This window comes from Oceanimonas sp. MB9 (assembly GCF_011319775.1).
GTDB lineage: Bacteria > Pseudomonadota > Gammaproteobacteria > Enterobacterales > Aeromonadaceae > Oceanimonas > Oceanimonas doudoroffii.
The window spans coordinates 802,740-827,501 of the sequence record NZ_VFBE01000009.1 but is presented as its reverse complement, the minus strand read 5'-3'; the positions used below and the strand labels follow the sequence as shown (position 1 = coordinate 827,501).

Annotated in this window: 18 protein-coding genes; 1 reads left to right on the top strand and 17 read right to left on the bottom strand. The window is 60.8% G+C overall.

The features are described from left to right. Positions 1–19: 19 nt before the first annotated feature. The 6 genes from OJHNALOF_RS15165 to OJHNALOF_RS15140 form a co-directional block, all read right to left on the bottom strand. The gene (locus OJHNALOF_RS15165) at positions 20–517 is read right to left on the bottom strand and encodes a GNAT family N-acetyltransferase (protein ID WP_165662525.1); all 498 of its coding nucleotides are present in this window, start codon (positions 515–517) and stop codon (positions 20–22) included. Positions 518–528: 11 nt separating this feature from the next. Then, a complete protein-coding gene (locus tag OJHNALOF_RS15160; RefSeq protein WP_094199204.1) occupies positions 529–852 on the bottom strand; it encodes a cupin domain-containing protein in 324 nt (107 codons plus the stop codon). Positions 853–932: 80 nt separating this feature from the next. After that, entirely contained in the window at positions 933–2,351 is a 1,419-nt protein-coding gene (locus tag OJHNALOF_RS15155) for a sodium:proline symporter (RefSeq protein WP_165662524.1), read from the bottom strand. A 103-nt stretch (positions 2,352–2,454) separates the two neighbouring features. Next, on the bottom strand, positions 2,455–3,333 hold the full coding sequence (locus OJHNALOF_RS15150; RefSeq protein WP_206063724.1) for a patatin-like phospholipase family protein: 879 nt from the start codon (positions 3,331–3,333) through the stop codon (positions 2,455–2,457). Next, positions 3,333–6,437: an efflux RND transporter permease subunit gene (locus OJHNALOF_RS15145; RefSeq protein ID WP_094199202.1), complete on the bottom strand. Its 3,105-nt coding sequence runs from the start codon at positions 6,435–6,437 to the stop codon at positions 3,333–3,335. Before OJHNALOF_RS15145 ends, OJHNALOF_RS15150 begins: the two co-directional genes overlap by 1 nt. Continuing rightward, positions 6,437–7,561: an efflux RND transporter periplasmic adaptor subunit gene (locus tag OJHNALOF_RS15140; RefSeq protein ID WP_165662523.1), complete on the bottom strand. Its 1,125-nt coding sequence runs from the start codon at positions 7,559–7,561 to the stop codon at positions 6,437–6,439. Before OJHNALOF_RS15140 ends, OJHNALOF_RS15145 begins: the two co-directional genes overlap by 1 nt. A gap of 101 nt (positions 7,562–7,662) precedes the next feature. Here OJHNALOF_RS15140 and OJHNALOF_RS15135 point away from each other — a divergent pair, with 101 nt between their 5' ends. Beyond that, positions 7,663–9,813, top strand: a complete 2,151-nt coding sequence (locus OJHNALOF_RS15135) for an FAD-dependent oxidoreductase (protein WP_165662522.1) — start codon at positions 7,663–7,665, stop codon at positions 9,811–9,813. A 9-nt stretch (positions 9,814–9,822) separates the two neighbouring features. On the opposite strand, the gene OJHNALOF_RS15130 is transcribed toward OJHNALOF_RS15135, so the two are convergent. From OJHNALOF_RS15130 to sdhC, 11 genes are all read right to left on the bottom strand, one after another. Further along, positions 9,823–10,503: a response regulator transcription factor gene (locus OJHNALOF_RS15130; protein WP_165662521.1), complete on the bottom strand. Its 681-nt coding sequence runs from the start codon at positions 10,501–10,503 to the stop codon at positions 9,823–9,825. A 24-nt stretch (positions 10,504–10,527) separates the two neighbouring features. Continuing rightward, entirely contained in the window at positions 10,528–12,450 is a 1,923-nt protein-coding gene (locus OJHNALOF_RS15125; RefSeq protein WP_165662520.1) for a sensor histidine kinase, read from the bottom strand. Between the two features lie 68 nt (positions 12,451–12,518). Beyond that, positions 12,519–14,645 (bottom strand): bifunctional diguanylate cyclase/phosphodiesterase, encoded by a 2,127-nt coding sequence (locus OJHNALOF_RS15120; protein WP_165662519.1) that lies wholly within the window; start codon positions 14,643–14,645, stop codon positions 12,519–12,521. A 592-nt stretch (positions 14,646–15,237) separates the two neighbouring features. After that, a complete protein-coding gene (gene sucD, locus OJHNALOF_RS15115; RefSeq protein ID WP_165662518.1) occupies positions 15,238–16,110 on the bottom strand; it encodes a succinate--CoA ligase subunit alpha in 873 nt (290 codons plus the stop codon). A 4-nt stretch (positions 16,111–16,114) separates the two neighbouring features. Beyond that, positions 16,115–17,281: an ADP-forming succinate--CoA ligase subunit beta gene (gene sucC / locus OJHNALOF_RS15110; protein ID WP_094199196.1), complete on the bottom strand. Its 1,167-nt coding sequence runs from the start codon at positions 17,279–17,281 to the stop codon at positions 16,115–16,117. A gap of 79 nt (positions 17,282–17,360) precedes the next feature. Continuing rightward, positions 17,361–18,578, bottom strand: a complete 1,218-nt coding sequence (odhB, locus tag OJHNALOF_RS15105; protein ID WP_094199195.1) for a 2-oxoglutarate dehydrogenase complex dihydrolipoyllysine-residue succinyltransferase — start codon at positions 18,576–18,578, stop codon at positions 17,361–17,363. Positions 18,579–18,596: 18 nt separating this feature from the next. Further along, positions 18,597–21,410, bottom strand: coding sequence for a 2-oxoglutarate dehydrogenase E1 component (gene sucA, locus OJHNALOF_RS15100; RefSeq protein WP_094199194.1), 2,814 nt, complete (start codon positions 21,408–21,410; stop codon positions 18,597–18,599). 95 nt (positions 21,411–21,505) lie between these two features. Beyond that, positions 21,506–22,222 carry a succinate dehydrogenase iron-sulfur subunit gene (locus tag OJHNALOF_RS15095; RefSeq protein ID WP_094200517.1) on the bottom strand — a complete coding sequence of 239 codons (717 nt, stop codon included), beginning with the start codon at positions 22,220–22,222 and terminating at the stop codon, positions 21,506–21,508. Positions 22,223–22,238: 16 nt separating this feature from the next. Beyond that, complete coding sequence (gene sdhA, locus OJHNALOF_RS15090) at positions 22,239–24,005, bottom strand: succinate dehydrogenase flavoprotein subunit (RefSeq protein WP_094200516.1); 1,767 nt, start codon at positions 24,003–24,005, stop codon at positions 22,239–22,241. Position 24,006: 1 nt separating this feature from the next. Then, positions 24,007–24,351: a succinate dehydrogenase, hydrophobic membrane anchor protein gene (gene sdhD, locus OJHNALOF_RS15085; RefSeq protein ID WP_094199193.1), complete on the bottom strand. Its 345-nt coding sequence runs from the start codon at positions 24,349–24,351 to the stop codon at positions 24,007–24,009. Beyond that, complete coding sequence (gene sdhC / locus OJHNALOF_RS15080) at positions 24,345–24,734, bottom strand: succinate dehydrogenase cytochrome b556 subunit (protein ID WP_094199192.1); 390 nt, start codon at positions 24,732–24,734, stop codon at positions 24,345–24,347. The genes sdhD and sdhC overlap by 7 nt, the downstream gene beginning before the upstream one ends. Between the last annotated feature and the right edge of the window lie 28 nt (positions 24,735–24,762).

The following is a 24,762-nucleotide window of genomic DNA, read 5'->3' as shown; positions in this document are numbered from 1 at the left end:
CCGGCTCGCCCTTGGGCAATTACAGCGCCTTTAACATCCAGACGTCGCAGCCACCGTGTTCAGAGGCCAGCAGCGGCTGATCGAGGTGACGAAAACCCAACCGTTCATAAAGGCCAATGGCGTCGGTCATGCTGCTCAGGGTGTCGAGATAACAGGACGAAAACCCCCGCTCCCGGGCAAAGTCCAGACAGGCCACGGCGAGCCGCCGGCCAATGCCGTGGCCCCGGGCCTCGGGCAGCAAGAACAGTTTTTTCAGCTCGCAGATTTTCGAGTCGTTTCTCAGCGGCGCCAGTCCGGCCCCGCCCACCACTCGACCGTTCATCTCCGCCACCAGGTAGCGGCTGTTGCGCTCGGCGGTGTAATGCCGGCTCATGCACTGCACTTCCGCGTCCCCGGGGCCGAACCCTTCGCCCACGGCGCCGAATTCGGCGCCCACGGTGCGAATGATTTGGGCAATGGCGGTATCCTGGTGTGATGCGATGGGCGCCAGGGTAATGACCGGCTGCTGTGGTTGCATATCCTGGCTCCTCAGTGTTTGGCAGGAAAAAACACCGCCAGCCAGAGGGTGATCTCATCGGGGGCGGTATGGCTGACGCGGTGCTTTTGATGGGCGGGTATATGCAGGTGATCGCCGGGCTCAAGCCGCTGCCGGCGGCCATCCTCAAACTCCAGGGTACCGCTGCCGGAGAGCACCAGCACCCATTCGTCTTCGGCTTGATCGTACCAGCCTTCCGCGGGCGAGCTGTGACCACGGGACAAAATGCGCTCGATGCGCACATCAGGGGTGCGCAGCAGCTCGTCAAACCGCTCTTCGGGCAGGCTCGTGGGCAGTGAATGAAACAGGTTGGCCATGGCGGAACTCCTTGCATCTGAGTCCCGCAGGGTAACCGAACAGAGCAGCCCGCGCCAAAGAGATCGACCGCCCCGACGGATCAGGTGTTGGGATCTTCGGAATTCCCCGCCGTGTGCGCCGCGGGGGCGCGGGGCTTGAGCCCAAGAAAAAAGCTCAACAGACCGGCGGCCAGTATCACCAGGGTGATCACCAGCAACTTGGCGTAGCTGTGCTCCACGCCAAACCACGGGCCAATCAGGCTGACATGGCCGCCTTTTTCCAGGAAATACAGCGCGGCGCCGGCCACCGCCAGGACAAAGGTCAGCACAAAGCTCCAGCGCGCCACCTCGCGTCCACCCAGAATGCAGAACAGGATCAGCGGCGTCAGTGCCAGCGACGCGGTGCCGCTCACCGCCACCGCGTCAAACAGGTCCTGGCTGCCGGTAAACACCAGCACCAGGCCACCCAGGGCAAAGCCGGCCATGGCCAGCCGGCCACTGCCGGCGGTGGGCCGGCCCAGCCCCATGTCCATCACCATCAGCTTGGCGGCGCTGGCCAGGGTAGAGTCCAGGGTAGAAGCGGCCGAGATCACCAGCGCCAGTCCCAGCAGCAGCATGGCATGGGTGCCCAGCAGGCGCTGCAGGGCGGGCAGCAATTCCTCTCCATCGGTGGCCTGCAGCCCGGCAAAGACCCCCAGCAGACCAAAGGCCAGGATCAACAGGGCCGACAGCCAGAAGGCATGAATAAAGCTGCGCCGGGTGGTGCCTCGGTCGGCGAGAAAGCCCCTGTCCATCATCACCGGATCGTGCAGCGGGTAACTCAGCACCTGCAGCAGCGCCACCGCCAGTAAGATCCAGCCCGGGCTGGTCCACTCCGGACTGCTGGCCAGCACCGCCGGCCAGCTGAACAAGGGATGCATAAGCGCTTGCAGGGTGAGCAACGCGATCAGCACCAGCAACAACCCCATTTGCAGCACATCGGTGCGCAGCGAGGCCCGCAGCCCGCCGCTCATGGAATAGAGCAGGGTCAGCCCGGCCACCGCCACCATGGCGACGGTGTGGGCCTGGCTGCCGGCCAGACCAAACACCATGCCCACCACCAGCAGGTTGGCAAATACCTCACTGAGCAGCCGCAACGAGATCAGCAGGTTGTAGCAACTCACTCCCACCCGGCCAAAGCGCGCGGCAAGAAAGCCCTGAATGTTGTGGGCCCCGTAGCGATAACGCAGCCGGTCCACAATCAACCAGCCGGTAAGAAATGAGCCGTAATAGGCGCTGTAGGCCAGGGCCCCGGCCACGCCGTAGAAATAACCAAGAATGGCGGCGTTGAGCAGGGAGCGGGCAAAGATCCAGGTAGTAACCTGGGAAAACACCAGGGTCAGCAACCCTGGCGCCCCACCCTGTTCGTTCTGTCCGGCAAAAAAGCCCTCGGCGGTGCGCACCCTGGGGGCCAGCATCAGGCTCAGCAGGCCTACGCCAGCCAGCATGACCACCAGGGCGATAACGGGAAATTCAACCATGACTGACTCCTTGTCTTGCTTGCCATGTAACTGGACGCCGATTTGGCGGTCGGCGTCGCGACGAGGCCACCTGCTTCAGTAGTCGCCTTCGCCCCTGGGTTTATTACATGCCGTCGCCATGCTGGTGGGGCCGCAGGCTCTCGGGCACGCCCCGGTGAGCCATGCCCCCTTCCCGCAACCAGCGCTGGGTGTGCAGCCGGGCCCGGCGCAGTAGCCCGGCGGTCACCGAGAAGTCAAACACCGACACCGCCTGCGGGCACAGCGGCGCCACCACATGAATGTCGGCCCTGTCCTGATAGTGCTCCACGTCACGCACCAGTTGCCACATGCTGAGCAGGTTAAGGGTATGCAGGGCCAGCGAGGCCATGGTCGCCGGCACCGCCGGGCAGGCACAGCCAAACCCGGTGGGCAGCACCACCAGCCGCTCCGCCCCCAGTGCCACGGCGCTGGCGATGGGGGTGTTGCTGGCCACACTGCCGTCCACCAGTGCCTTGCCCGCGATCTCCCGGTGCGGATACACCACCGGAATGGCGGCGCTGGCCAGCAAGGCCTCAAGCAGTGGTCCGTTCGACAGCACGGTTTCCTGCCCGGTAAGCAGCTCGGTGGCCACAATGTGCAGGGGCAGTTCGGTGTCCTCAATGCGGCTCACCGGCAAGCGGCGCTCGAGCAGATGACCCAGGGCGTCGGCCTGCACCAGGTGGTTCTGCCCCAGCAGCAATGACTTGAGCGCGCTGAAGGTATGAATGGGAAACACGTCTTCACTGCGCAGCGCCAGCCAGATGTCGGCCAGCTCTTCAACCCCGCGCCGGTGCGGCCGGGCGGCGAAATAGGCGCCGTTAATGGCCCCCACCGAGGCTCCCACCACCATGTCGGCGCGAAAACCGTGCTCCAGCAGCGCCTGCAGCATGCCCACCTGTACCGCGCCCAGACTGCCGCCACCGGCCAGCACCAGGGCCGTGCTGGCTCCTTTGAAATCCATCATTATGCCTCCTTGGCGCCGCCGTGCCGGCGCGCCAGCAGCAGGTAAAGCGAGGGCACCACAAACAGGGTGAAGAAGGTGCCGATGGCCATGCCCCCCACCAGCACCAGGCCGATGGCGTTGCGGGCTGCCGCGCCGGGCCCGTCCACCAGGATCAGCGGAAAGTGCCCGGCCACGGTGGCGGCCGAGGTCATCAGCACCGGCCGCAGTCGGGTCATGGCCGCCTGCTCGATGGCCTCGGCCTTGGCCCGGCCCTGGCGCTGCAGGCCGTTGGCGAATTCCACGATCAGAATGCCGTTCTTGGCCACCAGTCCCACCAGGGTAACCAGCCCTACCTGAGCATAGATGTTCAGGGTAGTGGTCCAGCCGTCGGTCCAGAACGGCAGATCCGGGTTGGGCATTTTCAGCACCGTAAAAATAAGCGCGCCAAACATCGCCAGGGGCACCGAGCCCAGCAGGATCACCAGGGGATCGCGAAAGGAGTTGAACTGCACCGCCAGCACCAGAAAAATCATCACGATGGCCAGCCCCAGCGCCGGCAGAAACTTGCCCCCTTCGGTGCGCAGCTGACGGGATTCGCCGGTGTAGTTGATGGTGTAATCCGCCGGCAGCAGTTCGCGGGCCGCGTTTTCCAGCGCCGCCAGGCCTTCGTCCAGCCTCCCGGTCAGGCCCGAAAGCTTGATGGCGTTAAGCTGCTGAAAGCGATTGAGGGAGCGCGGCACCGTGCTGTTTTCAAGCCGTGCGATGGCCGACAACGGCACCAGCTGCGCACCCGGCCCGCGCAGGTAAATATCACCCAGCTGCTCCGGGTTGAGCCGCTCGGCCCGCACCAGTTGCGGAATGACCTTGTAGGCGCGACCGTCAATATTGAAACGGTTGACGTAGTTGCCCCCCAGGGCCGCCCCCAGATCCAGGCCCACCTGGCGCTGGGTGAGCCCCAGTGCCGCCAGCTTCTGGTAGTCGAGCACGATCTCGGTCTGGGGCTGGTCGATTTTCAGATCGATCTCCGGCGGAAAGTAAAACAGTCCGCTCTCCATGGCCGCCTGCTGCAATTGCCGGGCATAAACCAGCATGTCGGCGGGCTCGTCGGTGGAGGTGATCACAAACTCCACCGGAAAGTTGCTGCCGCCGGGCAAGGCCGGAGGCTGGGCCACAAACACCTGCAAACCGGGAATGGCGTTCATGCCCGATTGTATCTCCGGCACCATCTCGCGAATGCTGCGTGTGCGCTGATCCCAGGGTTTGACCACCATGCCGCTGAAGCCGCCCACCCCCAGGGCGGCGGCAAAGGGATCCGAGGGCGACAACAAAATCTGAAAGGTCAGCGCCCGCTCCGGCGCCTCGAGAAACACGCGCTCTGCCGCCCGACCAAAATGTACCTTCTGATCCGCCGAAGCGTTGGCGGCGTTGTTGACGATGCCGAACATAAAGCCCTGATCCTCCAGCGGCGCCAGCTCCCTGGGAGAAAACAGGTACATGGGCACCACCAGCAGCCCCAGGCCGCCCCAGAGCACATACACCGCCGTGCGCCGGGCCAATACCTGCGCCAGCCAGCGACCATAGGCCAGTCGCAGCCGGTCAAAGGCGTGGTTGACCCGTCCGGTGAGGCCCCGTTCTTCACGCTCGGCGCTTTTCAGCAGGGCCGCGCTCATGGTGGGCGACAGGGTCAGCGCCACCAGGCCGGAGATGATCACCGCCCCCGCCAGGGTGAGGGCAAATTCCCGAAACAGCGAGCCGGTCAACCCACCCTGCAGTCCCACGGGAATGTACACCGCCGCCAGGGTCATGGTCATGGCGATCACCGGCCCCATCAGCTCCCGAGCGCCGATGAGCGCCGCTTCCTTTGGCGTACGGCCTTCCCGCAAGTGCCGCTCCACGTTTTCCACCATGACGATGGCGTCGTCCACCACCAGTCCTACCGACAGCACGATGGCCAGCAGGGTGAGCAGGTTGAGGGTAAAACCAAACAGCTGCATCAGAAACACGGCGCCGATAAGGGACACCGGAATGGCCACCACCGGCACCAGCACCGAGCGCCAGGAGCCGAGAAATACAAAGATCACCGCCACCACAATCAGCAGGGTTTCCATCAGGGTGCCGACCACCTCACGAATGGCGTTGTCCACGTATTCCGAGGCATCGTAGCCAATTTCCGCCGCCATGCCGGCGGGCAGATCCGCCTTGAGGCTGGCGAGATCGGCGCGCACCCCGGCAATCACCTCGATCACATTGGTATTGGGCAGCGGAAAGATCCCCATAAACACCGCCGTCTGGCCGTTGAAGCTAACCTCGGTGTCGTAGTCTTCCGCCCCCAGCTCCACCCGGGCCACGTCTTCCAGCCGCACCAGGGTGTCACCACTGGCCCTGACCACCAGTTGCCGAAATTGCTCGGGGCGGTGCAGATCGGTGTTGGCGGTGAGATAGACCTGCACCAGGGCGCCCTTGGTGCTGCCCACCGCCGACAGAAAATTGTTGGCGGCCAGGGCCTGGCTCACCTCGGCGGGGCTGATGCCCAGGGCCGCCAGCCGCTCGGGTTGCAGCCACACCCGCATGGCAAAGGTGCGGGCGCCGAAGATCTCGGCCCGCTGCACCCCGGGCAAGGCCGCCAGCCTGGGCTGCACCATGCGCACCAGATAGTCGGTAATCTCGCTCTGGGACAGCCGCTCGGAAGAAAAACTCAGATAGGCGGCGGCAAACTCGGAGTCTGCCGACTGCACGCTGATGGCGGGCACCTCGGCCTCGGCGGGCAACTGGTTGCGTACCTCGTTGACCTTGGCGGTAATGTCGGCCAGGGCCTGGGTGGGCGGGTAGTTGAGCTTGAGCCGGGCGGTGACCAGGGACAGGCCCAGCAGACTCTTGGACTCCACATAATCAATGCCGTCGGCAGACGCGATGGCCCCTTCAATGGCAGTGGTGACAAAGCCGCGCACCACTTCGGCACTGGCACCCACGTAAGGGGTGGCCACGATCACCGAGGCGTTCTCGCTTTCGGGATATTGGCGTACGCTGAGCGACCACCAGGCCTGGGCCCCGGCAATCACGATGATCAGGCTGACCACCAGGGCCAGCACCGGGCGTCGCACGAACAAGTCGGTAAAGGCGGGCATCAGCTGTTGTCCGGTTGCGGATCAAGGGAGAAGTCCGGCGCCAGCCGGTTGTCGACTTCCACCGCCATGCCGGGGAACAGCTTGAACACACCGGATGACACCACCCGCTCGCCGGCGCTGACCCCCTCGCTCAACGCCACAAAATCCCCCAGCCGCCGTCCCAGCCGCACCGGCTGGTGGCGCAGCACAGCCCCATCGCCGTCGCCGCGTTCAATCACCAGCACCGCATCGCCCTCGGGACCGTGGATCACCGCCGTAAGCGGCACCAGCAGGAGTGACTGCACCGGCGGCTGGGCCATGGTCAGCTGCACGAACATGCCCGGACGCAAACGCTCATCGGGATTGCTCAGGCTGGCCTGCACCCGCACGCTGCGACTGACGGCATCCAGTTCGGGATCAAAGGCGCTGACCTTGCCTTCAAAGGTCATGCCGGGCCAGGCATCGGCGGTGATCGCCACCGGCAGCCCGATGCGCAGCCCCGCCAGACGCTGCTGCGGCAGGGAAAAGTCCACCAGTACCGAATCCAGGCGTTGCAACGACACCACAGGAGTGCCCTTGTCGAGAAACTGGCCGGGGCTGGTGCGGCGAATGCCGAGCCGGCCGGCAAAGGGCGCGCGCAGCATTTTTTTGGCAATCTGCGCCTCGATCAGCCGTTGGCGGGCGCGGGCCTGGCGGTAACGGCTTTCGGCCTCGTCGAGCTCCCCCTGGGCCAGGCTGCCGCTTTGCCGCAGCGCCCGGGCCCGGCGCAACGACAGTCGCGCCAGCTCGGCGGCTGCGGCGGCCTCCTGCAGCTGCGCCTGTTCAATGTCGTCATTCAGGCGCAGCAACACCTCACCGGCCTCAACCCTGGCCCCCGGGGCAAAGGCCACCTCGGCCACCACGCCCTCGGCCTCGGTGCGCAGCACCGCCCCCTGCAGCGTTGACACCGTGCCCACCGCCGTTACCTGCGGCTGCCATTGATGCTCGCGCACCGCCATGGCGGTGACCCGCTCCGGCGGTATCACCATGTTTTCGGCGACCTCGGCCATGGCACCGAACTGGGCGAGTTTGATCAGCACCAGCAGGCCGGCGATGGGCAACAGCGCCAGCAGGCCGGCCAGACTCCAGGCTAGGCGTGTGCGCATGATCTCTCCCCGGTAAAACAAACGACTAGTATCAAGTCTAGCCGTAAGAATTCGGCCCTCCGCTTCGACTGCACGGTAAACGGGCTTAAGGAAATCCAACCATGAAAAAAATACTGTTGCTGGCACTGGTTGTGCTGCTGATACTCGCCTTTTTCATCCTGGATCTGGATCGCTGGCTCACCCTGGATGCGCTCAAGCAACACCAGGCCGCCATTGCCGGCGTGCGTGCCGAATCACCCTGGCTGATGGCCGGCGGCTTTTTCCTGCTCTATGTGCTGATGGCGGCGTTATCACTGCCCGGCGCCGCCGTCATGACCCTGGCTGCCGGTGCCCTGTTCGGTATTGTTGAGGGGCTGGTGCTGGTATCGTTCGCCTCCAGCCTCGGCGCCACCCTGGCTTTTCTGGTGGCACGCTTTCTGTTGCGTGAACAGGTGCAGGGACGCTTTGGCAACCGGCTACAGGCCATTAACAGAGGCATTGAAAAAGACGGTGCCTTTTACCTTTTTACCCTCAGGCTGGTGCCGGTGTTTCCATTTTTTGTGATCAACCTGGTAATGGGGCTCACCCCCCTGGCCATTCGCACCTTTTACTGGGTCAGCCAGCTCGGCATGTTGCCCGGCACCCTGGTGTATGTGAATGCCGGGACCCAGCTGGCCGCCATTGAGCAGCCCGGCGACATTCTCTCGCCCATGCTGCTGGGATCCTTTGCCCTGCTGGGGCTGTTCCCCTGGCTGGCCCGTCTGGTGCTACAACGGGTACGGCGCCACCGGGCCCTGAAAGGCCATACCCCACCCCGGCGCTTCGATCGCAACCTGATCGTCATCGGTGCCGGTGCCGCCGGCCTGGTCAGCTCCTATATCGCCGCCACGGTCAAGGCCAGGGTCACCCTGATTGAAGCCGGCGACATGGGCGGTGATTGCCTCAACACCGGCTGCGTGCCCAGCAAGGCGTTGATAAAAAGCGCACGAGTGGCCCACCAGCTGCGCCATGCCGACCGTTACGGCCTGAACGCCGGCGAGCCCAGTTTCAGCTTTACACGAGTCATGGCCCGCGTTGGGCGCATTATCGACAAGGTGGCGCCTCACGACAGCGTGGAGCGATATACCGCTCTTGGCGTGGAGGTGGTCAAAGGCTACGGCAGGCTGGTCGATCCCTGGACGGTGGAGATCATCACCGCCGAAGGCCAGACGCAGCGGCTCAGCAGCCGCAGCATCATTATCGCCGCCGGCGCCGAGCCGCTGGTGCCAAATCTGCCGGGCCTGAAAGAGGTGAACTACCTCACCAGCGATACCCTGTGGCAGGCCATGCGTGAGCGGGAAACGCCGCCGGCACGGCTGCTGGTGCTGGGCGGCGGCCCCATCGGCTGCGAACTGGCCCAGGCCTTTGCCCGGCTGGGCTCAAGGGTTGTCCTGGTGCAGCGCAATGCGCGGCTGATGCCAAAGGAAGACTCGGAAGTGAGCGAATGGGTGAAACGTACCCTTGTCGCCGACGGCGTGCAGGTGCTGACCGGATGTGATGTGGACCATGTTGAAACCAACGGTACCGGAATGCGGCTGCATGCTCGGCAGGACGACAGTGCCATCGAGATTGATGCTGACACACTGCTGCTGGCCCTGGGCCGCCGCGCCCGGCTGGCGGGGTACGGCCTGCAGGAACTGGGCATTCCCGCCGAGCGCACCATAGACACCAATGAATACCTGGAAACCCTGTATCCCAATATTTACGCCGCCGGCGATGTGGCCGGCCCCTATCAGTTCACCCACACCGCCGCCCACATGGCCTGGTATGCCAGCGTGAACGCCCTGTTTGGCCAGTTCAAACGCTTTGCCGTGGATTACCGGGTTATTCCCTGGTGTACCTTTGTCGATCCGGAGGTGGCCCGGGTGGGCCTGAATGAGCAAGAGGCCAAGCAACGAGGCCTGGCCTTTGACGTCACCCGCTTTGACCTGGAGGAGCTCGACAGGGCCATTACCGACGGCGCCGAGCAGGGCTTTATCAAGGTGCTCACCGAGCCCGGCCGGGACCGCATTCTGGGCGTGACCATAGTGGCCGAACACGCCGGTGAGCTGCTGGCGGAATACGTGCTCGCCATGAAGCACAACCTTGGCCTCAACAAAATACTGGGTACCATTCACGTCTACCCCACCCTGGCAGAAGCCAACAAGTATGCCGCCGGCGAGTGGAAACGGGCCCATGCCCCCGAGCGGCTGCTGGCCTGGCTGGCCCGCTACCACAGCTGGCGGCTGGGCTGACGGCGGTGCTCAGGCCACCAAGGTCACCGGCAGATTGATATGATAGCCCTTGCCATAAACGGCCTTGATGCTGAGCTCGCTGCCAATGCGCTTCAGCTTGCGCCTGAGGCGATACATCAGGGTTTCCAGCCGGTGGCCGTCGTATTCGTAATCGCTGTAGCCAAGCGAAGCTATCAGGTGTCCCTTGCTGACCGGATTCAAGGGTTGCCGTATTAGCTCCCTGAGCACGCTGAACTCCTGGGGTGTGAGGGCGATTTCGCCACCGTCGGGCACGAACAGGCACTGGCGGCCGATGGACAGCGCCGGCATGTTTTCCGTCTTCGGAGTAACGGATGACCGCCGCAGCACGGCACACAAATTGGCCAGCACTTCATCGGCCATCACGGGTTTGGTCAGGTAGCAATCCGCCCCGTCCAGTAAGCCCTTTACGCGAAACTGGCGCTGCACCATGCCGGTTAGCATGATGATGCCGGTAAACGGCAAGCGCCTTCTGATCGCCGTAAGCGCCTCAATGCCGCAACCGTCGGGTAGCCGGGCATCCAGCACAATGGCATGGGGCGTGACATGATTGAGGTTGTGCCACAAAGCCTGCAAGGAATGACAGACTGATACGGCGTAGCCGGCCGCTTCCAGCGTATCACTCAGGATCTGGCTCCAGTCTGCGTCGTCTTCAACAACCAGTATATTCATGGTATCCGCCGAAATGGACCTGATTCAGGTAACGGATCCTATCATTGGCTGTTCCGATTGAGACAGGCTGTTTGTGACGATAGCCTCACAAAACCGCAGCACAAAGGTATTGCCGCTGTCAGGGGAATAAAAAAATTCAATCTGCCCGTCAAGAGACTCCACCGCTTCCCATGTCAGGGTCAGGCCCACCCCCTTGTTGAGTCGTTGAATGCCCGGCCCGTCGTCACATACCTGAATCAACAACTGGTCCTTTTCCTGCCAGCCACGGACCTCGCAATGGGTGCCCTCAGGGGCATGCCTGATGACGTTACTGATCAGGTTGCCGACGATCATTTCCATTATGCCGGCATTGAGGCGACAGGGCAGCGCGGAAACCGGCGTCAGGCTTATTTCATGACGGTCGCTGGCAAACTGATAATGGGCAACCACGGCCTCAAGGACATCGGCAATATCCGTTGGTGCACCGTCATCCCTGGCGACATCAAGTTTGAAATGCATATCGACATATTGATCGATCAGCTGTTCCAGCCGAAAGAACTGATGCCGAATCACGCGCATGCTTTCGGGCTTGCCCGCATCGTCTTGTTCCAGCGCGTGCCCGATAACGCTGACCGGCATCCTGAAATCATGCGTCAGCAGCTTGAAAAAACGGGCCTGCAGTTCTCGCAACCGCATCTCAAATTTCAGTTTGATATCCATTTTTTCAAGGCGGACGGAGTCCGCCTTCAGGTGCTTTACGCGGGCCAGTACCGCCAGATAAATAAGCAAAGCATGGATCACGATGGTGACATTGATTGCAAACAGCGAAAAGGCTCCCAGTGACACCACACCAAAACTGGCCAGAATTCGAATCACCGAGGAAACATTGTGCGCCACAAAGGCCAGCAGATATATTTGCGCCGCCCTTTCCCCCTTAAAAGAAAGCACGGCCGTCATCAAGGTCATAAAGAGGATTAGCAGCAGAAAGACAACCTGCAGACTGGCCGACACCAGGGAGTAATGACCGGCCCACAGCAGGCACAGCAGCCCGGCGACCATTATCAGGCCGCCGGCGCGCAGCCATCGCCATAACCGTGGGTAATGAATATGAAGATTGGTAATACGGATCAGCTCAATGCCAGACACCAGGGTAAGCATCATCATCAATGCCATGACATCCAGCTGAGGCACCGACTCAAACCAGAATCCCAGGTATTTCGCCCAGCCCTGCGCAATAAAATGAATGCAGCTGCTTGCCAGAACATAAAGCGAATACACCAGATACACACTTTCCCGCAGCACCAGGCCGGTCAGCAGCGTAATCAGTACCATCATGCCCAGGGAGCCATACAGCAGCATAAAGCCAATGGCCGAAGTAATGTCTTTCTGGTAATAGGCTTCCTGCGTGTAGAACGACAACTGCAGGGCCTTGGCGGAACGGCTGTCCAGGGTCAGCAAAAAATGGTGCTCTCCTGCGCCAGCAAGGCGTACATCAAAGGCGGCGTGCCTGAATACCTGATGATTCCCGCCGGCGGCAACATCGAGGCCCTGAGTTTGTTCAATATATTGTTCGTGCTTTGCCCCTGGCCTTGCAAGCAATGGGCGCAGCGTTACCTTTTCGAGAAAGGTCGGTGACACCTCAATAATCTGTTGAAGATGATCCCGTTCGGTGTGCAAGGTCAAAAGAAAAAAGGCCGGCTGCGAAGTAAAGCCGGCCGACCATGGCAATGTTAGCGGAGACGCCGGCAGCGCCCTTATTTGGGATAAAGTAAGCGGGGCCGTCGGCAAATAATCGACATGGAGTTGTTCAATCTGGTAACACAGGTTGACACAGTCACCCTGGTGGAAGGACGCCTCGGCGTGAATAAAAAAAGAGGGGCAGCTCAGCATGACAACGAACAATATTCGCCGCCATATCGCTGGCAAATATTGTCTTCCCGGCCGACCTGCCGAGGGCGTCGTTGCCATGAAGGATCCTTTCTTGCCGAATGGAAATGGGCAGGAATTCTAACCAGCACCAAAGGCAAAGAAAAGCGTTATCCAGCAACCGGTTGCTCCTCCCGATTAACAACCGTTACGGTATGAGAAGGTGCCGCTAACGCCCCGGCACTCTCCCCTGATCCCGAATTACCCAGCACCAGCGTCTCGGGGGCCGAAGGCCTGCCCAGTAAATAGCCCTGCAGGGAATGACAGCCGAGCTCGGCCAGCAATGCCTGTTGCTCTCGGGTTTCCACTCCTTCGGCCACCACCTTCATATTGAGCGTTTTTCCCAGGGCAATCACGGCCCGAACTATGGCTTCGTCATCACTGCCCCGCTTCAGCTCCCGCACAAATCCCCTGTCTATTTTCAGCTCATTGGCCGGCAACCGCTTGAGGTAGAGCAGGCTGGAATAGCCGGAGCCGAAGTCATCGATGGAAATGGACACGCCCAGCGCAGACAACCGGTTCAACACGCTGAAGCTCTCCTCCGCATCGCCCATGGCCGTGGACTCGGTAATTTCCAGAACCAGCCGGGACGGCGGCAGTGCATGGCGCTCCAGTGCCAGGCGTACCTCATTCACCAGGCTGCTGCTGCCCAGTTGCACCGTCGACAAGTTCACCGCCACGGTCAGCTCTTCGTGGCCAAGCTCACTCCAGACTTTTATCTGCCGGCAGGCCTGATCAAGTACCCAGTTGCCGATTTCGATGATCATGCCCGAGCTTTCCGCCAGGGGCAGAAAGCGATCCGGAGACAACAAACCGTGCTGGGGGTGATGCCAGCGCAACAGGGCCTCCATGCCCGAAACAGGGCCATCCGGCGCCTTTACCTTGGGTTGATAATGCAGCACAAACTCGTGACGCTGAATGGCCAGGCGCAAATCCTGCTTGAGCTGCATCTGCAGGTGCACCTCGGCATTCATTCTGCGTTCAAAGAAACGATAGCCATTGCGGCCCTGTTTTTTGACGTGATACATGGCGGCGTCGGCGTTAACCATCAGCTCGTGCCCGCTGTGTCCGTCCTGCGGATAAATGGCGATACCGATGCTGACCGACACATGCAACAGCAGGTTGGCGATTTCACAGGGTTGCTCAATGGTGTCGATCAGGCGCTGCGCCAGCACCGCCGAGTTTTCCGGTGAATCCGGCTCCATCAGCAAGACAAACTCGTCCCCGCCCAGCCTGGCGATGGTGTCTTCCTCACGCTTGATCGCACTCAGGCGGTGGGCAATCTCCCTTAGCAGCAGGTCGCCCACATGATGGCCGTGCATGTCATTGACGGCCTTGAAGCCATCCAGGTCGAGAAAAAGAATCGCGAACCCGCCCTTCTTGCGCTCGGCGCGATATATGGCCTGGTCAATGCGATCATTGAGCAGAATACGGTTTGGCAACATGGTCAGGTTGTCATGCAGCGCCAGCTTGATCAGCTCGTTATTGGCCTCATCAAGGGAGCTGGCCAGCTTGTTGGTGCGCACATCGAGCATGGACACGATCAGGGCAATGGCAAACACCGCCATGCTGACAATAATGACCAGCACCGCCAGCCATTTGTTGTCGATGCCACTGTTGGCGGCGCCACAAAAACTGTTCAGCGGAAAACGCGAGGCTGCCATCCCGGTATAGTGCATTCCCACAATGGCGCAGCCCATCACCATGGCTGCGCCCAGGCGGGTAAAGCTGGCGTTGGTTTGCTTGCGCAGGCTGAATCCCAGCCACAGGGCGCCCAGGGAAGCCAGAATGGCCACCAACACCGACAACGCAAATATCCAGGGATCATACACAATGCGCGGCGTCATCAGCATGGCTTCCATGCCGGAATAATGCATGCTGGCAATACCCAGCCCCATGATGATGCCGCCGACCACCAGCCGGGGCCAGGGCAGTGACTCCTGACTGACCAAATGCAGCGCAAACGCGGAAGACACGATGGCTATCACCAGTGACAGCAGGGTAATGGCCACGTCATAGCCGAGCGCAATCGGCAGGCGGAATGCGAGCATGCCGATAAAGTGCATGGACCAGATGCCAAAGCCCATGACAAAAGAGCCACCCACCAGCCACAGTCGGGCCCCCCTGCCCGATGAGCTGGATACCCTGCCGGCCATGTTCAATGCGGTGTAGGAGGCCAAAATGGCGACGACCACGGAGCACAGCACCAGTATCTGGTTGTAACTGCTTGCAAGCATCTTAATCAGCCACCGCTAAAAAGGTTGTGTGCCGGGGAAAGGGCCTTGCCCCTCGCTTAAAACATGGGCTGTCGGCGATAACTGAAAAACCAGGAAGCATGCTACCCCACCTGTTCAACCGCGCAGACAACCCGCCTTGCTCCGGACAATAGCGCATCAAACCTCACATTTTCCAGCGAAATATGCTAACCAGCCGTATCGAAGCAGGACTGGATCTCACCTATGGTGGTCATCACGTCCTGGGTTATTTTCTGGTTTCGGCTGACGATGGCTGCCACCGCTTCCGTGGCGGCGGAGGTTCTGGCCGCGAGCTGGAGAACCTCACCGTACCGTCTTCCGCAATATTGAACCGCACCGGGGCCACTTTCCCCCTTGGGGTTGGTAGCGGACGATGCTAACAAAATACACAGCCGGAAAGCTCACCAAAGCTCACTGCCCCGGCGGTTTCCACCATGACCGGCGGCCGTTGTGTGACAGGTGCAACGGACTCAGGGAAGTAACAGAATAAAGGAATGAGGCAACGCTCGCAGGCAGGCAAAAAAAAGGAGCCTTACGGCTCCTTGTTCGGCTTCACGCTGTCGCCGGGGGCATTTTACCAGCCGGTGACTTCGCGCAGGGCGGAGCCGATGTCGGCCAGGGAGCGTACGGTTTTCACACCGGCGTCCTGCAGGGCGACAAACTTTTCGTCAGCGGTGCCCTTGCCGCCGGAGATAATGGCGCCGGCATGGCCCATGCGCTTGCCCGGGGGGGCGGTCACACCGGCAATGTAGGACACCACCGGCTTGGTGACGTTGGCCTTGATGAAGGCGGCGGCTTCTTCTTCGGCGGTGCCGCCGATTTCACCGATCATCACGATGGCTTCGGTTTCCGGATCTTCCTGGAACAGCTTCAGAATATCGATGAAGTTGGAGCCAGGAATGGGGTCGCCGCCGATGCCCACACAGCTGGACTGGCCAAAGCCTTCGTCGGTGGTCTGCTTGACCGCTTCATAAGTCAGGGTGCCGGAGCGGGACACGATGCCCACCTTGCCCTTCTTGTGAATATGGCCGGGCATGATGCCGATCTTGCACTCGTCGGGGGTGATCACGCCGGGGCAGTTGGGGCCGATCATGCGCACGCCGGCTTCGTCCAGCTTCACTTTCACGTCCAGCATGTCGAGGGTAGGAATGCCCTCGGTGATGGTCACGATCAGCTCAATGCCGGCGTCAATGGCTTCCAGAATGGCGTCCTTGCAGAAGGCAGCCGGTACGTAGATCACGGTAGCGGTGGCGCCGGTGGCTTCCACGGCTTCGCGCACGGTGTTGAACACCGGCAGACCCAGATGGGTAGTGCCGCCCTTGCCCGGGGACACGCCGCCGACCATTTGCGTACCGTACTCAATGGCTTGCTCGGAGTGGAAGGTACCCTGACCGCCAGTGAAGCCCTGGCAGATGACCTTGGTGTCTTTGTTGATCAGAATGCTCATGCTGTTATTTCCCCTGTGCGGCGTTGACGACCTGAACCGCGGCATCGGTCAGGCTGGTGGCGGCGATGATGTTGAGGCCGGACTCGTCCAGCTTGGCGGTGCCGGCTTCGGCATTGTTGCCTTCCAGACGCACCACCACGGGCACTTTCACGCCCACTTCCTTCACCGCACCGATAATGCCTTCGGCGATCATGTCACAGCGTACAATGCCGCCGAAAATGTTCACCAGCACCGCTTTGACATTGCTGTCGGAGAGAATAATCTTGAACGCTTCGGTTACCCGCTCCTTGGTGGCGCCACCGCCCACGTCCAGGAAGTTGGCGGGAGAACCGCCGTGCAGGTTGACGATGTCCATGGTACCCATGGCCAGACCGGCGCCGTTAACCATGCAGCCGATGTTGCCGTCCAGCGCCACGTAGTTCAGCTCCCACTTGGCGGCGTGGGCTTCACGGGCGTCGTCCTGGGACGGATCGTGCATCTCACGCAGCTTGGGCTGACGGTAGAGGGCGTTGGAGTCGATGTTGATCTTGCCGTCCAGGCAATGCAGGTTGCCGGCCTCGGTGATCACCAGGGGGTTGATTTCGAGCAGGGCGAAATCGTAGTCCAGGAACATCTGTCCCAGACCGAGGAAAATTTTGGTGAACTGCTTGATCTGGTCGCCTTTCAGGCCCAGTTTGAATGCCAGTTCACGACCCTGGTAGGGCTGCGGGCCCACCAGAGGATCGATGGCAGCCTTGTGGATGAGTTCGGGGGTCTCTTCGGCCACCTTCTCAATTTCCACGCCACCTTCGGTTGATGCCATGAACACCACACGACGGGTACCACGGTCAACAACCGCGCCCAGGTAGAGTTCTTTGTCGATGTCAGTACAGGATTCCACCAGGATCTTGGCGACCGGTTGTCCCTTAGCGTCGGTCTGGTAGGTTACCAGATTCTTGCCCAGCCAATGCTCCGCGAACTCGCGGATCTCTTCCTTGCTCTTGGCCAGCTTGACGCCGCCTGCCTTGCCGCGACCACCGGCATGGACCTGACATTTAACCACCCACATGTTGCCGCCGATCTTGCTGGCCGCCTCTACCGCTTCCTGCGGGTTGTCACATGCGTAGCCTTCGGATACGGGCAGACCGTATTCGGCGAACAGCTGTTTTGCCTGATATTCATGCAAATTCATGTTGTGTTTCCGTTGTTGTGTTGGGTTCAGGGCATAATAAGGGCGGGAACCAGCCCGCCCTTTTTTAGTTATTGTTGGCTTACACGTCCAGCAGCAGACGGGTCGGGTCTTCCAACAGCTCCTTGATGGACACCAGGAAGCCAACCGACTCGCGGCCGTCGATCAGACGGTGATCGTAAGACAGAGCCAGGTACATCATCGGCAGGATTTCCACCTTGCCGTCTACCGCCATGGGACGATCCTGGATTTTGTGCATACCCAGAATGGCGCTTTGCGGCGGGTTGATGATGGGGGTAGACATCAAGGAGCCGAACACACCACCATTGGTGATGGTGAAGTTACCGCCGGTCATGTCATCCACGGTCAGCTTGCCATCACGGCCCTTGATGGCCAGATCCTTGATGCTCTTCTCGATGTCGGCCAGGCTCAGGCGATCACAATCGCGCAGTACCGGGGTAACCAGGCCACGAGGCGTGGACACGGCGATGCTGACATCAAAGTAGTTGTGGTAAACGATATCGCTACCATCGATGGAGGCGTTCACTTCCGGGTAACGCTTGAGTGACTCCACTACCGCCTTCACGTAGAAGGACATAAAGCCCAGGCGAATGCCGTGGCGTTTCTCAAAGATGTCCTGATACTGCTTGCGCAGTTCCATGATCGGCTTCATGTTGACCTCATTGAAGGTGGTCAGCATGGCGGTGGTGTTCTTGGCTTCCAGCAGACGCTCGGCCACGCGCTTGCGCAGACGGGTCATGGGAACACGCTTCTCTTCGCGCGCGCCGGCAGGCACCAGCGGCGCTTCGGCCTTGGCTGCCGCCGGCTTGTCGGCGGTCTTGGCCTGACCGGCGCCCTTGATAAAGGCTTCCACGTCTTCCTTGGTGATGCGGCCGCCCTTGCCGGAGCCGGACAGCTTGCTCACATCAATGTTGTGCTCGGCCACCAGGCGGCGTACCGCCGGGCTCAGATCGTCGCTGTCGGCGGCGTCAGCCTTGGCCTCGGTCTTGGCTTCACCATTGGTGGCGGCGGGCTTTTCCTTGGTCTCTTCGCCGGCCTTGGCGCCCTGCTTGAGCTTGCCAATCACCTGCTGGCCCAGCACGGTGGCGCCGGCGTCTTCCATAATGGCTTCCAGAATACCGGCCTCGGGGGCCGGTACTTCCAGTACCACCTTGTCGGTTTCGATATCGACGATCACTTCGTCGCGCTCTACGCTGTCGCCAGGCTGCTTGTGCCAGGTGGCGATAGTGGCGTCGGCAACGGATTCGGGGAGGTCGGGAACCTTGATTTCGATGCTCATCAATATGTCCTTAGTGCATTAAGCTTTGGTCAACGTCAGTGCGTCTTCCACCAACGCCTTTTGTTGTTGTAAGTGAACCGAGGGGTGACCCACTGCCGGAGAAGCAGAGGCTTCACGGCCGGCGTAGCTCAGTTTGGCGCCTTCCGGAATGGCAGCCCGGAAATGATGCTGGCTGCAGTACCAGGCGCCCTGGTTTTGCGGCTCTTCCTGACACCAGACGAAGTCCTGCACGTGCTGGTAGTCGGCCAGAATTGCGGCAACCTCTTCCTGAGGGAACGGGTACAGCTGCTCGATCCGAATGATGGCCACATCGGTCTGTTCGTTCTTGCGACGCGCTTCGAGCAAATCGTAATACACCTTGCCGGCACAAAGAATCACACGCTTGACGCCTTTGGGATCCAGATCATCAATTTCGCCGATGGCGTTCTGGAAGGTGCCGTTGGCCAGGGTTTCCAGCTCGGAAACGGCCAGCGGATGGCGCAGCAGCGACTTCGGCGTCATCACCACCAGCGGGCGACGCATGGGGCGCAGCACCTGGCGACGCAGCATGTGGAACACCTGGGCCGGCGTGGTGGGCACACACACCTGCATGTTGTGCTCGGCGCACAGCTGCAGATAGCGCTCAAGGCGGGCACTGGAGTGCTCGGGGCCCTGGCCTTCGTAGCCATGAGGCAGCAGCAGGGTCAAACCGCACATGCGGCCCCATTTCTGCTCGCCGGCGGCGAGGAACTGGTCGATCACCACCTGGGCACCGTTGGCGAAGTCACCGAACTGGGCTTCCCAGACGGTGAGACCCACGGGCTCGGCGGTGGCGTAACCATATTCAAAGGCCATGACCGCTTCTTCGCTCAGTACCGAGTCGTATACCTGGAACTGACCCTGATCTTCCGACAGGTAGCACAGCGGGGTATAGATGCTGGCATCGTTCTGGTTGTGCAATACCGCATGGCGGTGGAAGAAGGTACCCCGGCCGGAATCCTGACCGGTGAGACGCACTTCGTAACCGTTGTCACACAGGGTGGCGTAAGCCAGTGTCTCGGCAAAACCCCAGTCCGCCAGCTTCTCGCCCCGAGCCATGCGCTTGCGGTCTTCATAAATCTTGGACACCTGGCGCTGCAGGGTGTGGGTTTCCGGATAACGGGTCAGCCGGTCTGCCAGATCCTTGAGCCTGTCCATACCATAGGTAGAGTCCCAGGCCATGTCCCACTCGTGACCCAGATAGGGTGACCAGTCGACGGAATGCTTCTGCATCGGCCGCCATTCCTTGACCACACACTCACCGTGATCCAGGGCGTCGCGGTATTCGTTGATCATGGAGGTGACTTCTTCTGCCGACACCGTGCCCTTGTCAATCAGCTTGTCCGCGTAAATCTTGCGCGGCGTGGGGTGCTTCTTGATCTTCTGGTACATCAGCGGCTGGGTAGCGCTCGGCTCGTCGGCCTCGTTGTGACCATGACGACGGTAACACACCAGATCGATCACCACGTCGCGACCGAACTCGTTACGGAAGTCCAGTGCCAGCTGAGTCACCTGTACCACGGCTTCCGGATCATCCGCGTTCACGTGGAAAATCGGCGCCTGCACCATCTTGGCGATGTCGGTACAGTATTCGGTAGAACGGGTATCGCGCGGGTTGGAGGTAGTAAAGCCAACCTGGTTGTTGATCACGATACGCACGGTGCCGCCCACCCCGTAGCCCCGGGTCAGCGACATATTAAAGGTTTCAGCCACCACGCCCTGGCCGATAAAGGCCGAGTCGCCGTGAATGGTGATCGGCAGTACCTGACGGCCGTCCGGGTTCTCAAGCCGATCCATCCGCGCGCGCACCGAGCCCATGACCACAGGGTTGACGATTTCCAGGTGTGACGGGTTAAACGCCAGCGCCAGGTGAACCGGACCACCCGGGGTGTCAAAGTCGGAGCTGAAGCCCATGTGGTATTTCACGTCACCGGAGCTGTTGGTGTCATGCTTGCCGGCAAAGGCATCAAACAGGTCTTGCGGGCGTTTACCCAGCACGTTGACCAGCATGTTCAGACGGCCCCGGTGGGCCATGCCGATCACCACTTCACGACCGCCCTTTTCACCGAAACGGCGAATCAGTTCCTTGGTCATGGGGATCAGGGCGTCGCCGCCTTCCAGGGAGAAACGCTTGGCGCCTGGGAACTTGGCACCCAGGTATTTTTCCAGGCCTTCGGCGGCAGTCAGGCTGTCGAGGAAGCGTTGCTTGTCTTCGGTGCTGTACTGAGGTTCACCCACCACAGGCTCAAGCCGGCTCTGAATCCAGCGCTTTTCCTCGGTGCTGGTGATGTGCATGTATTCCGCACCCACGGAGCCGCAGTAGGTTTTTTTCAGCGCCGTAACCAGATCCTTCAGCTTCATGGTCTCGGTGCCGATGGCATAGGAGCCCACGTTGAAGGTGGCGTCGAGATCGGCACCGGTCAGGTTGTGAAAAGCCGGATCCAGTTCGGCTACGGTTTCACGGTTCCACAGATCAAGCGGATCGAGCCGGGCGTTCTGATGGCCGCGAAAACGATAGGCGTTGATAAGCTGCAACACCTTGACCTGTTTGGCATCGGTATGCGGATCGCTCACCGGGGTGGCATAGCGGGAGGTATCCTTGGCGAGGCGACGGAAATAGTCCCTTACCTGTGAATGGGGCTGATCCTGCACCGGGGCCTCGGCGGCTGGCAGGCCGTCAAACACGGTGCGCCATTCGTCGGATACGGAGTCGGGATCGGCCAGGTAGGCCTCGTACAGGTCTTCTACATAGGTCGCATTGGCACCGGCCAGGTGAGAAGAGTCCAGCCAGGCTTGCATTACGCCATTGTGCATCATTATCCCTTTTTAACTTCGCGACAGGGCTACTGTCGTTCTGGTCGTCGAGTCAAATGCCGCCCTTGCGGGCGGCGGGCTGTTAGTCGGGACGGTTACACTGCCCGTTTCAGCAGCATGGACTTGATGTTACCAATGGCCTTGGTGGGGTTCAGGCCCTTGGGACACACGTTTACGCAGTTCATGATGCCGTGGCAGCGGAACACGCTGAAGGCGTCATCCAGATTGGACAAGCGCTCATCGGTGGCGGTATCGCGGCTGTCGATAAGCCAGCGATAGGCGGCCAGCAGGCCGGCCGGGCCGATGAACTTGTCCGGGTTCCACCAGAAGGACGGGCAAGAGGTGGAGCAGCAGGCGCACAGAATGCACTCATACAGCCCATCCAGCTTGGACCGTTCTTCCGGTGACTGCAGGCGCTCCCTCGCCGGCGGTTGTTTGTCTTCGGCAATGAGGAAGGGCTTGACCTTCTCCCACTGGGTGTAGAACTGGGTCATGTCGACCACCAGATCACGCACCACAGGCAGGCCGGGCAGCGGGCGAATCACCACCTTGTTGTCCTTGCCGAGCAGGTCGGACAACGGGGTGATACAGGCCAGGCCATTCTTGCCGTTCATGTTGAGGCCGTCCGAGCCGCACACACCTTCACGGCAGGAGCGACGGAACGCCAGGCTTGGCTCCTGCTCCTTGAGCTGCAGCAGGGCATCGAGCACCATCATGTCAGAGCCTTCGGGAATATCCATCCGATAGTCTTTCATGTAGGGCTTGGCGTCGGTCTCGGGATTGTAACGATATACGGAAACAGTTACTTGCATCTTCACTCCCCTCCCCTTAGTAGGTCCGCACTTTCGGCGGAAACGCTTCACGAGTCACCGGCGCCATGTTCACTTCACGACGGCTCATGGACTCGGACTCGGGGTTGTACAACGAGTGGCACAGCCAGTTTGCGTCATCCCGGTCAGGGAAGTCGAAACGGGTATGGGCACCACGGCTTTCGGTCCGGAAGTTCGCGGCCACGGCGGTGGCGTAGGCGGTTTCCATCAGGTTATCGAGCTCCAGACACTCGATGCGCTGGGTGTTGAAGTCACGGCTGGTGTCATCCAGACGGGCAGACTTCAGCCGCTCGCGAATTTCCTTCAGTTCAGCCAGACCGGACGCCATGGCATCGCCTTCCCGGAATACGGAGAAGTTGTTCTGCATGCAGCGCTGCAGGTCTTTCTTGATTTGTACCGGGTCTTCGCCGTTGCGAGTGCTTTCCCAGCGGTTGTAGCGGGACAGGGACTCTTCCAGATCGGACTCGGAAGCCGCACGGCTGTCACCCAGCTGGTTCAGGGCTTCGTTCAGGTGGCGACCCACGGCACGACCGAATACCACCAGGTCGAGCAGCGAGTTGCCGCCCAGGCGGTTGGCACCGTGTACGGATACACAGGCGATCTCACCCACAGCGAACAGGCCTTTCACCGGCACGTCGTTGCCATTGGCATCCTGCTTCAGGGCCTGGCCGTGAACGTTGGTGGGAATGCCGCCCATCATGTAGTGACAGGTAGGAATAACCGGAATCGGCTCTTTCACCGGATCGACGTGGGCAAAGGTGCGAGACAGCTCGCAGATGCCCGGCAGGCGGCTTTCCAGCACGTCCTGACCCAGGTGATCCAGCTTCAGCTTGATGTGCGGACCCCAGGGGCCATCACAGCCGCGGCCTTCGCGGATTTCGATCATCATGGAGCGGGCCACCACGTCACGACCGGCCAGGTCCTTGGCGTTGGGGGCATAACGCTCCATAAAGCGCTCGCCGTCCTTGTTCAGCAGGTAACCGCCCTCACCCCGGCAACCTTCGGTTACCAGTACGCCGGCGCCGGCGATACCGGTGGGGTGGAACTGCCACATTTCCATGTCCTGTACCGGCACGCCGGCACGCAGCGCCATACCGACACCGTCACCGGTGTTGATGTGGGCGTTGGTGGTGGACTGGAAGATACGACCGGCACCGCCGGTAGCCAGAATGGTGGCCTTGGCCTTGAAGTAGACCACTTCACCGGTTTCGATGTCGATGGCGGTACAACCCACCACGTCGCCGTCCTGGTTCTTCACCAGATCCAGTGCGTACCACTCGGAAAATACCGTGGTCTTGTGCTTGACGTTTTGCTGGTACAGGGTGTGCAGCAGGGCGTGACCGGTACGGTCAGAAGCCGCCGCGGTGCGGGCCGCCTGCTCGCCACCAAAGGCCTTGGACTGGCCGCCGAAGGGGCGCTGATAGACCTTGCCGTTGTCGAAACGGGAGAACGGCAGACCCATTTTTTCCAGCTCCAGAATGGCTTCGGGGCCGGTCTGGCACATAAATTCAATGGCGTCCTGGTCACCGATGTAGTCGGAGCCCTTGACGGTGTCGTACATGTGCCATTCCCAGTTGTCGTCGTGGGCATTGCCCAGCGCAACCGTGATGCCCCCTTGAGCGGACACGGTATGAGAACGGGTCGGAAATACCTTGGACAACAGCGCACAGCTCTTGCCCGATTCAGCAATCTGAAGGGCGGCGCGCATGCCGGCACCGCCGGCGCCGATTACCACGGCGTCGAATTCTCGAATAGCAATAGTCACCTTAAACACCCCACAAAACAACGATACCGGTCAGCAGATAGGACAGCAGCAATACCACCACGGCGAACTGGGCGAGGCCCCGCCACAGTGCCGGCTTGACGTAGTCCGACAGCACCTGCCAGGCGCCAATCCAGCCGTGCATCAGCACGCTGAACAGGGCCAGCAGGGTAAACACCCGAGTGAAGGTGCCTTCAAAAAAGCCGGTCCAGCTGGCGTATGTGATGTCGTTAAAGGCGATAAAGCCGACCAGATACAGGGTGTACAGGGTCAGGATGACAGCAGTCGCACGCAGCAGCAGGAAATCATGCACGCCGCTACGACCAAAGGATGCAGAATTGGTTACCATACCAGTACCCCCGCCAGCAGTGACAGAACGATGGTCACACCAAATGCCACCTTGGCACTCAGCGCTCCCGATTCAAGCTCCTCGCAATAGCCCAGATCCATAATGAGGTGGCGAATGCCGCCTACAATGTGGTAGGCCAATGCGGTCAGCACACCCCAGAGGATGAAGCCGACAAAGAAGCCATCCATGATTTCCACCACGGCGTTAAAGCCCTGCTCGGACGAGAGCGACTCGCTGAGCAGCCACAGCAGAATGGCCAGCGCAAACAGGGTGATTACGCCGGATACCCGGTGGAGAATGGAAGAGATGGCGGCAACGGGCTGGCGAATAGTCCGTAGGTCGAGGTTTACAGGTCTCTGTTTTTTAGTCACAGTCTTGCCCACTAGCTCGATTGAGCACGTTAGTTATTGT

Bases quoted from the DNA above. Each gene is read 5' to 3' on its own strand.
- OJHNALOF_RS15155 (WP_165662524.1), bottom strand. From the start codon at position 2,351: ATGGTTGAATTTCCCGTTATCGCCCTGGTGGTCATGCTGGCTGGCGTA.
- OJHNALOF_RS15130 (WP_165662521.1), bottom strand. From the start codon at position 10,503: ATGAATATACTGGTTGTTGAAGACGACGCAGACTGGAGCCAGATCCTG.
- sucA (WP_094199194.1), bottom strand. From the start codon at position 21,410: ATGCACAATGGCGTAATGCAAGCCTGGCTGGACTCTTCTCACCTGGCC.
- odhB (WP_094199195.1), bottom strand. From the start codon at position 18,578: ATGAGCATCGAAATCAAGGTTCCCGACCTCCCCGAATCCGTTGCCGAC.
- OJHNALOF_RS15165 (WP_165662525.1), bottom strand. From the start codon at position 517: ATGCAACCACAGCAGCCGGTCATTACCCTGGCGCCCATCGCATCACAC.
- OJHNALOF_RS15120 (WP_165662519.1), bottom strand. From the start codon at position 14,645: ATGCTTGCAAGCAGTTACAACCAGATACTGGTGCTGTGCTCCGTGGTC.
- sucD (WP_165662518.1), bottom strand. From the start codon at position 16,110: ATGAGCATTCTGATCAACAAAGACACCAAGGTCATCTGCCAGGGCTTC.
- OJHNALOF_RS15150 (WP_206063724.1), bottom strand. From the start codon at position 3,333: ATGATGGATTTCAAAGGAGCCAGCACGGCCCTGGTGCTGGCCGGTGGC.
- sucC (WP_094199196.1), bottom strand. From the start codon at position 17,281: ATGAATTTGCATGAATATCAGGCAAAACAGCTGTTCGCCGAATACGGT.
- sdhD (WP_094199193.1), bottom strand. From the start codon at position 24,351: ATGGTAACCAATTCTGCATCCTTTGGTCGTAGCGGCGTGCATGATTTC.
- OJHNALOF_RS15135 (WP_165662522.1), top strand. From the start codon at position 7,663: ATGAAAAAAATACTGTTGCTGGCACTGGTTGTGCTGCTGATACTCGCC.
- OJHNALOF_RS15160 (WP_094199204.1), bottom strand. From the start codon at position 852: ATGGCCAACCTGTTTCATTCACTGCCCACGAGCCTGCCCGAAGAGCGG.
- OJHNALOF_RS15095 (WP_094200517.1), bottom strand. From the start codon at position 22,222: ATGCAAGTAACTGTTTCCGTATATCGTTACAATCCCGAGACCGACGCC.
- OJHNALOF_RS15125 (WP_165662520.1), bottom strand. From the start codon at position 12,450: ATGGCAACGACGCCCTCGGCAGGTCGGCCGGGAAGACAATATTTGCCA.
- OJHNALOF_RS15145 (WP_094199202.1), bottom strand. From the start codon at position 6,437: ATGCCCGCCTTTACCGACTTGTTCGTGCGACGCCCGGTGCTGGCCCTG.
- OJHNALOF_RS15140 (WP_165662523.1), bottom strand. From the start codon at position 7,561: ATGCGCACACGCCTAGCCTGGAGTCTGGCCGGCCTGCTGGCGCTGTTG.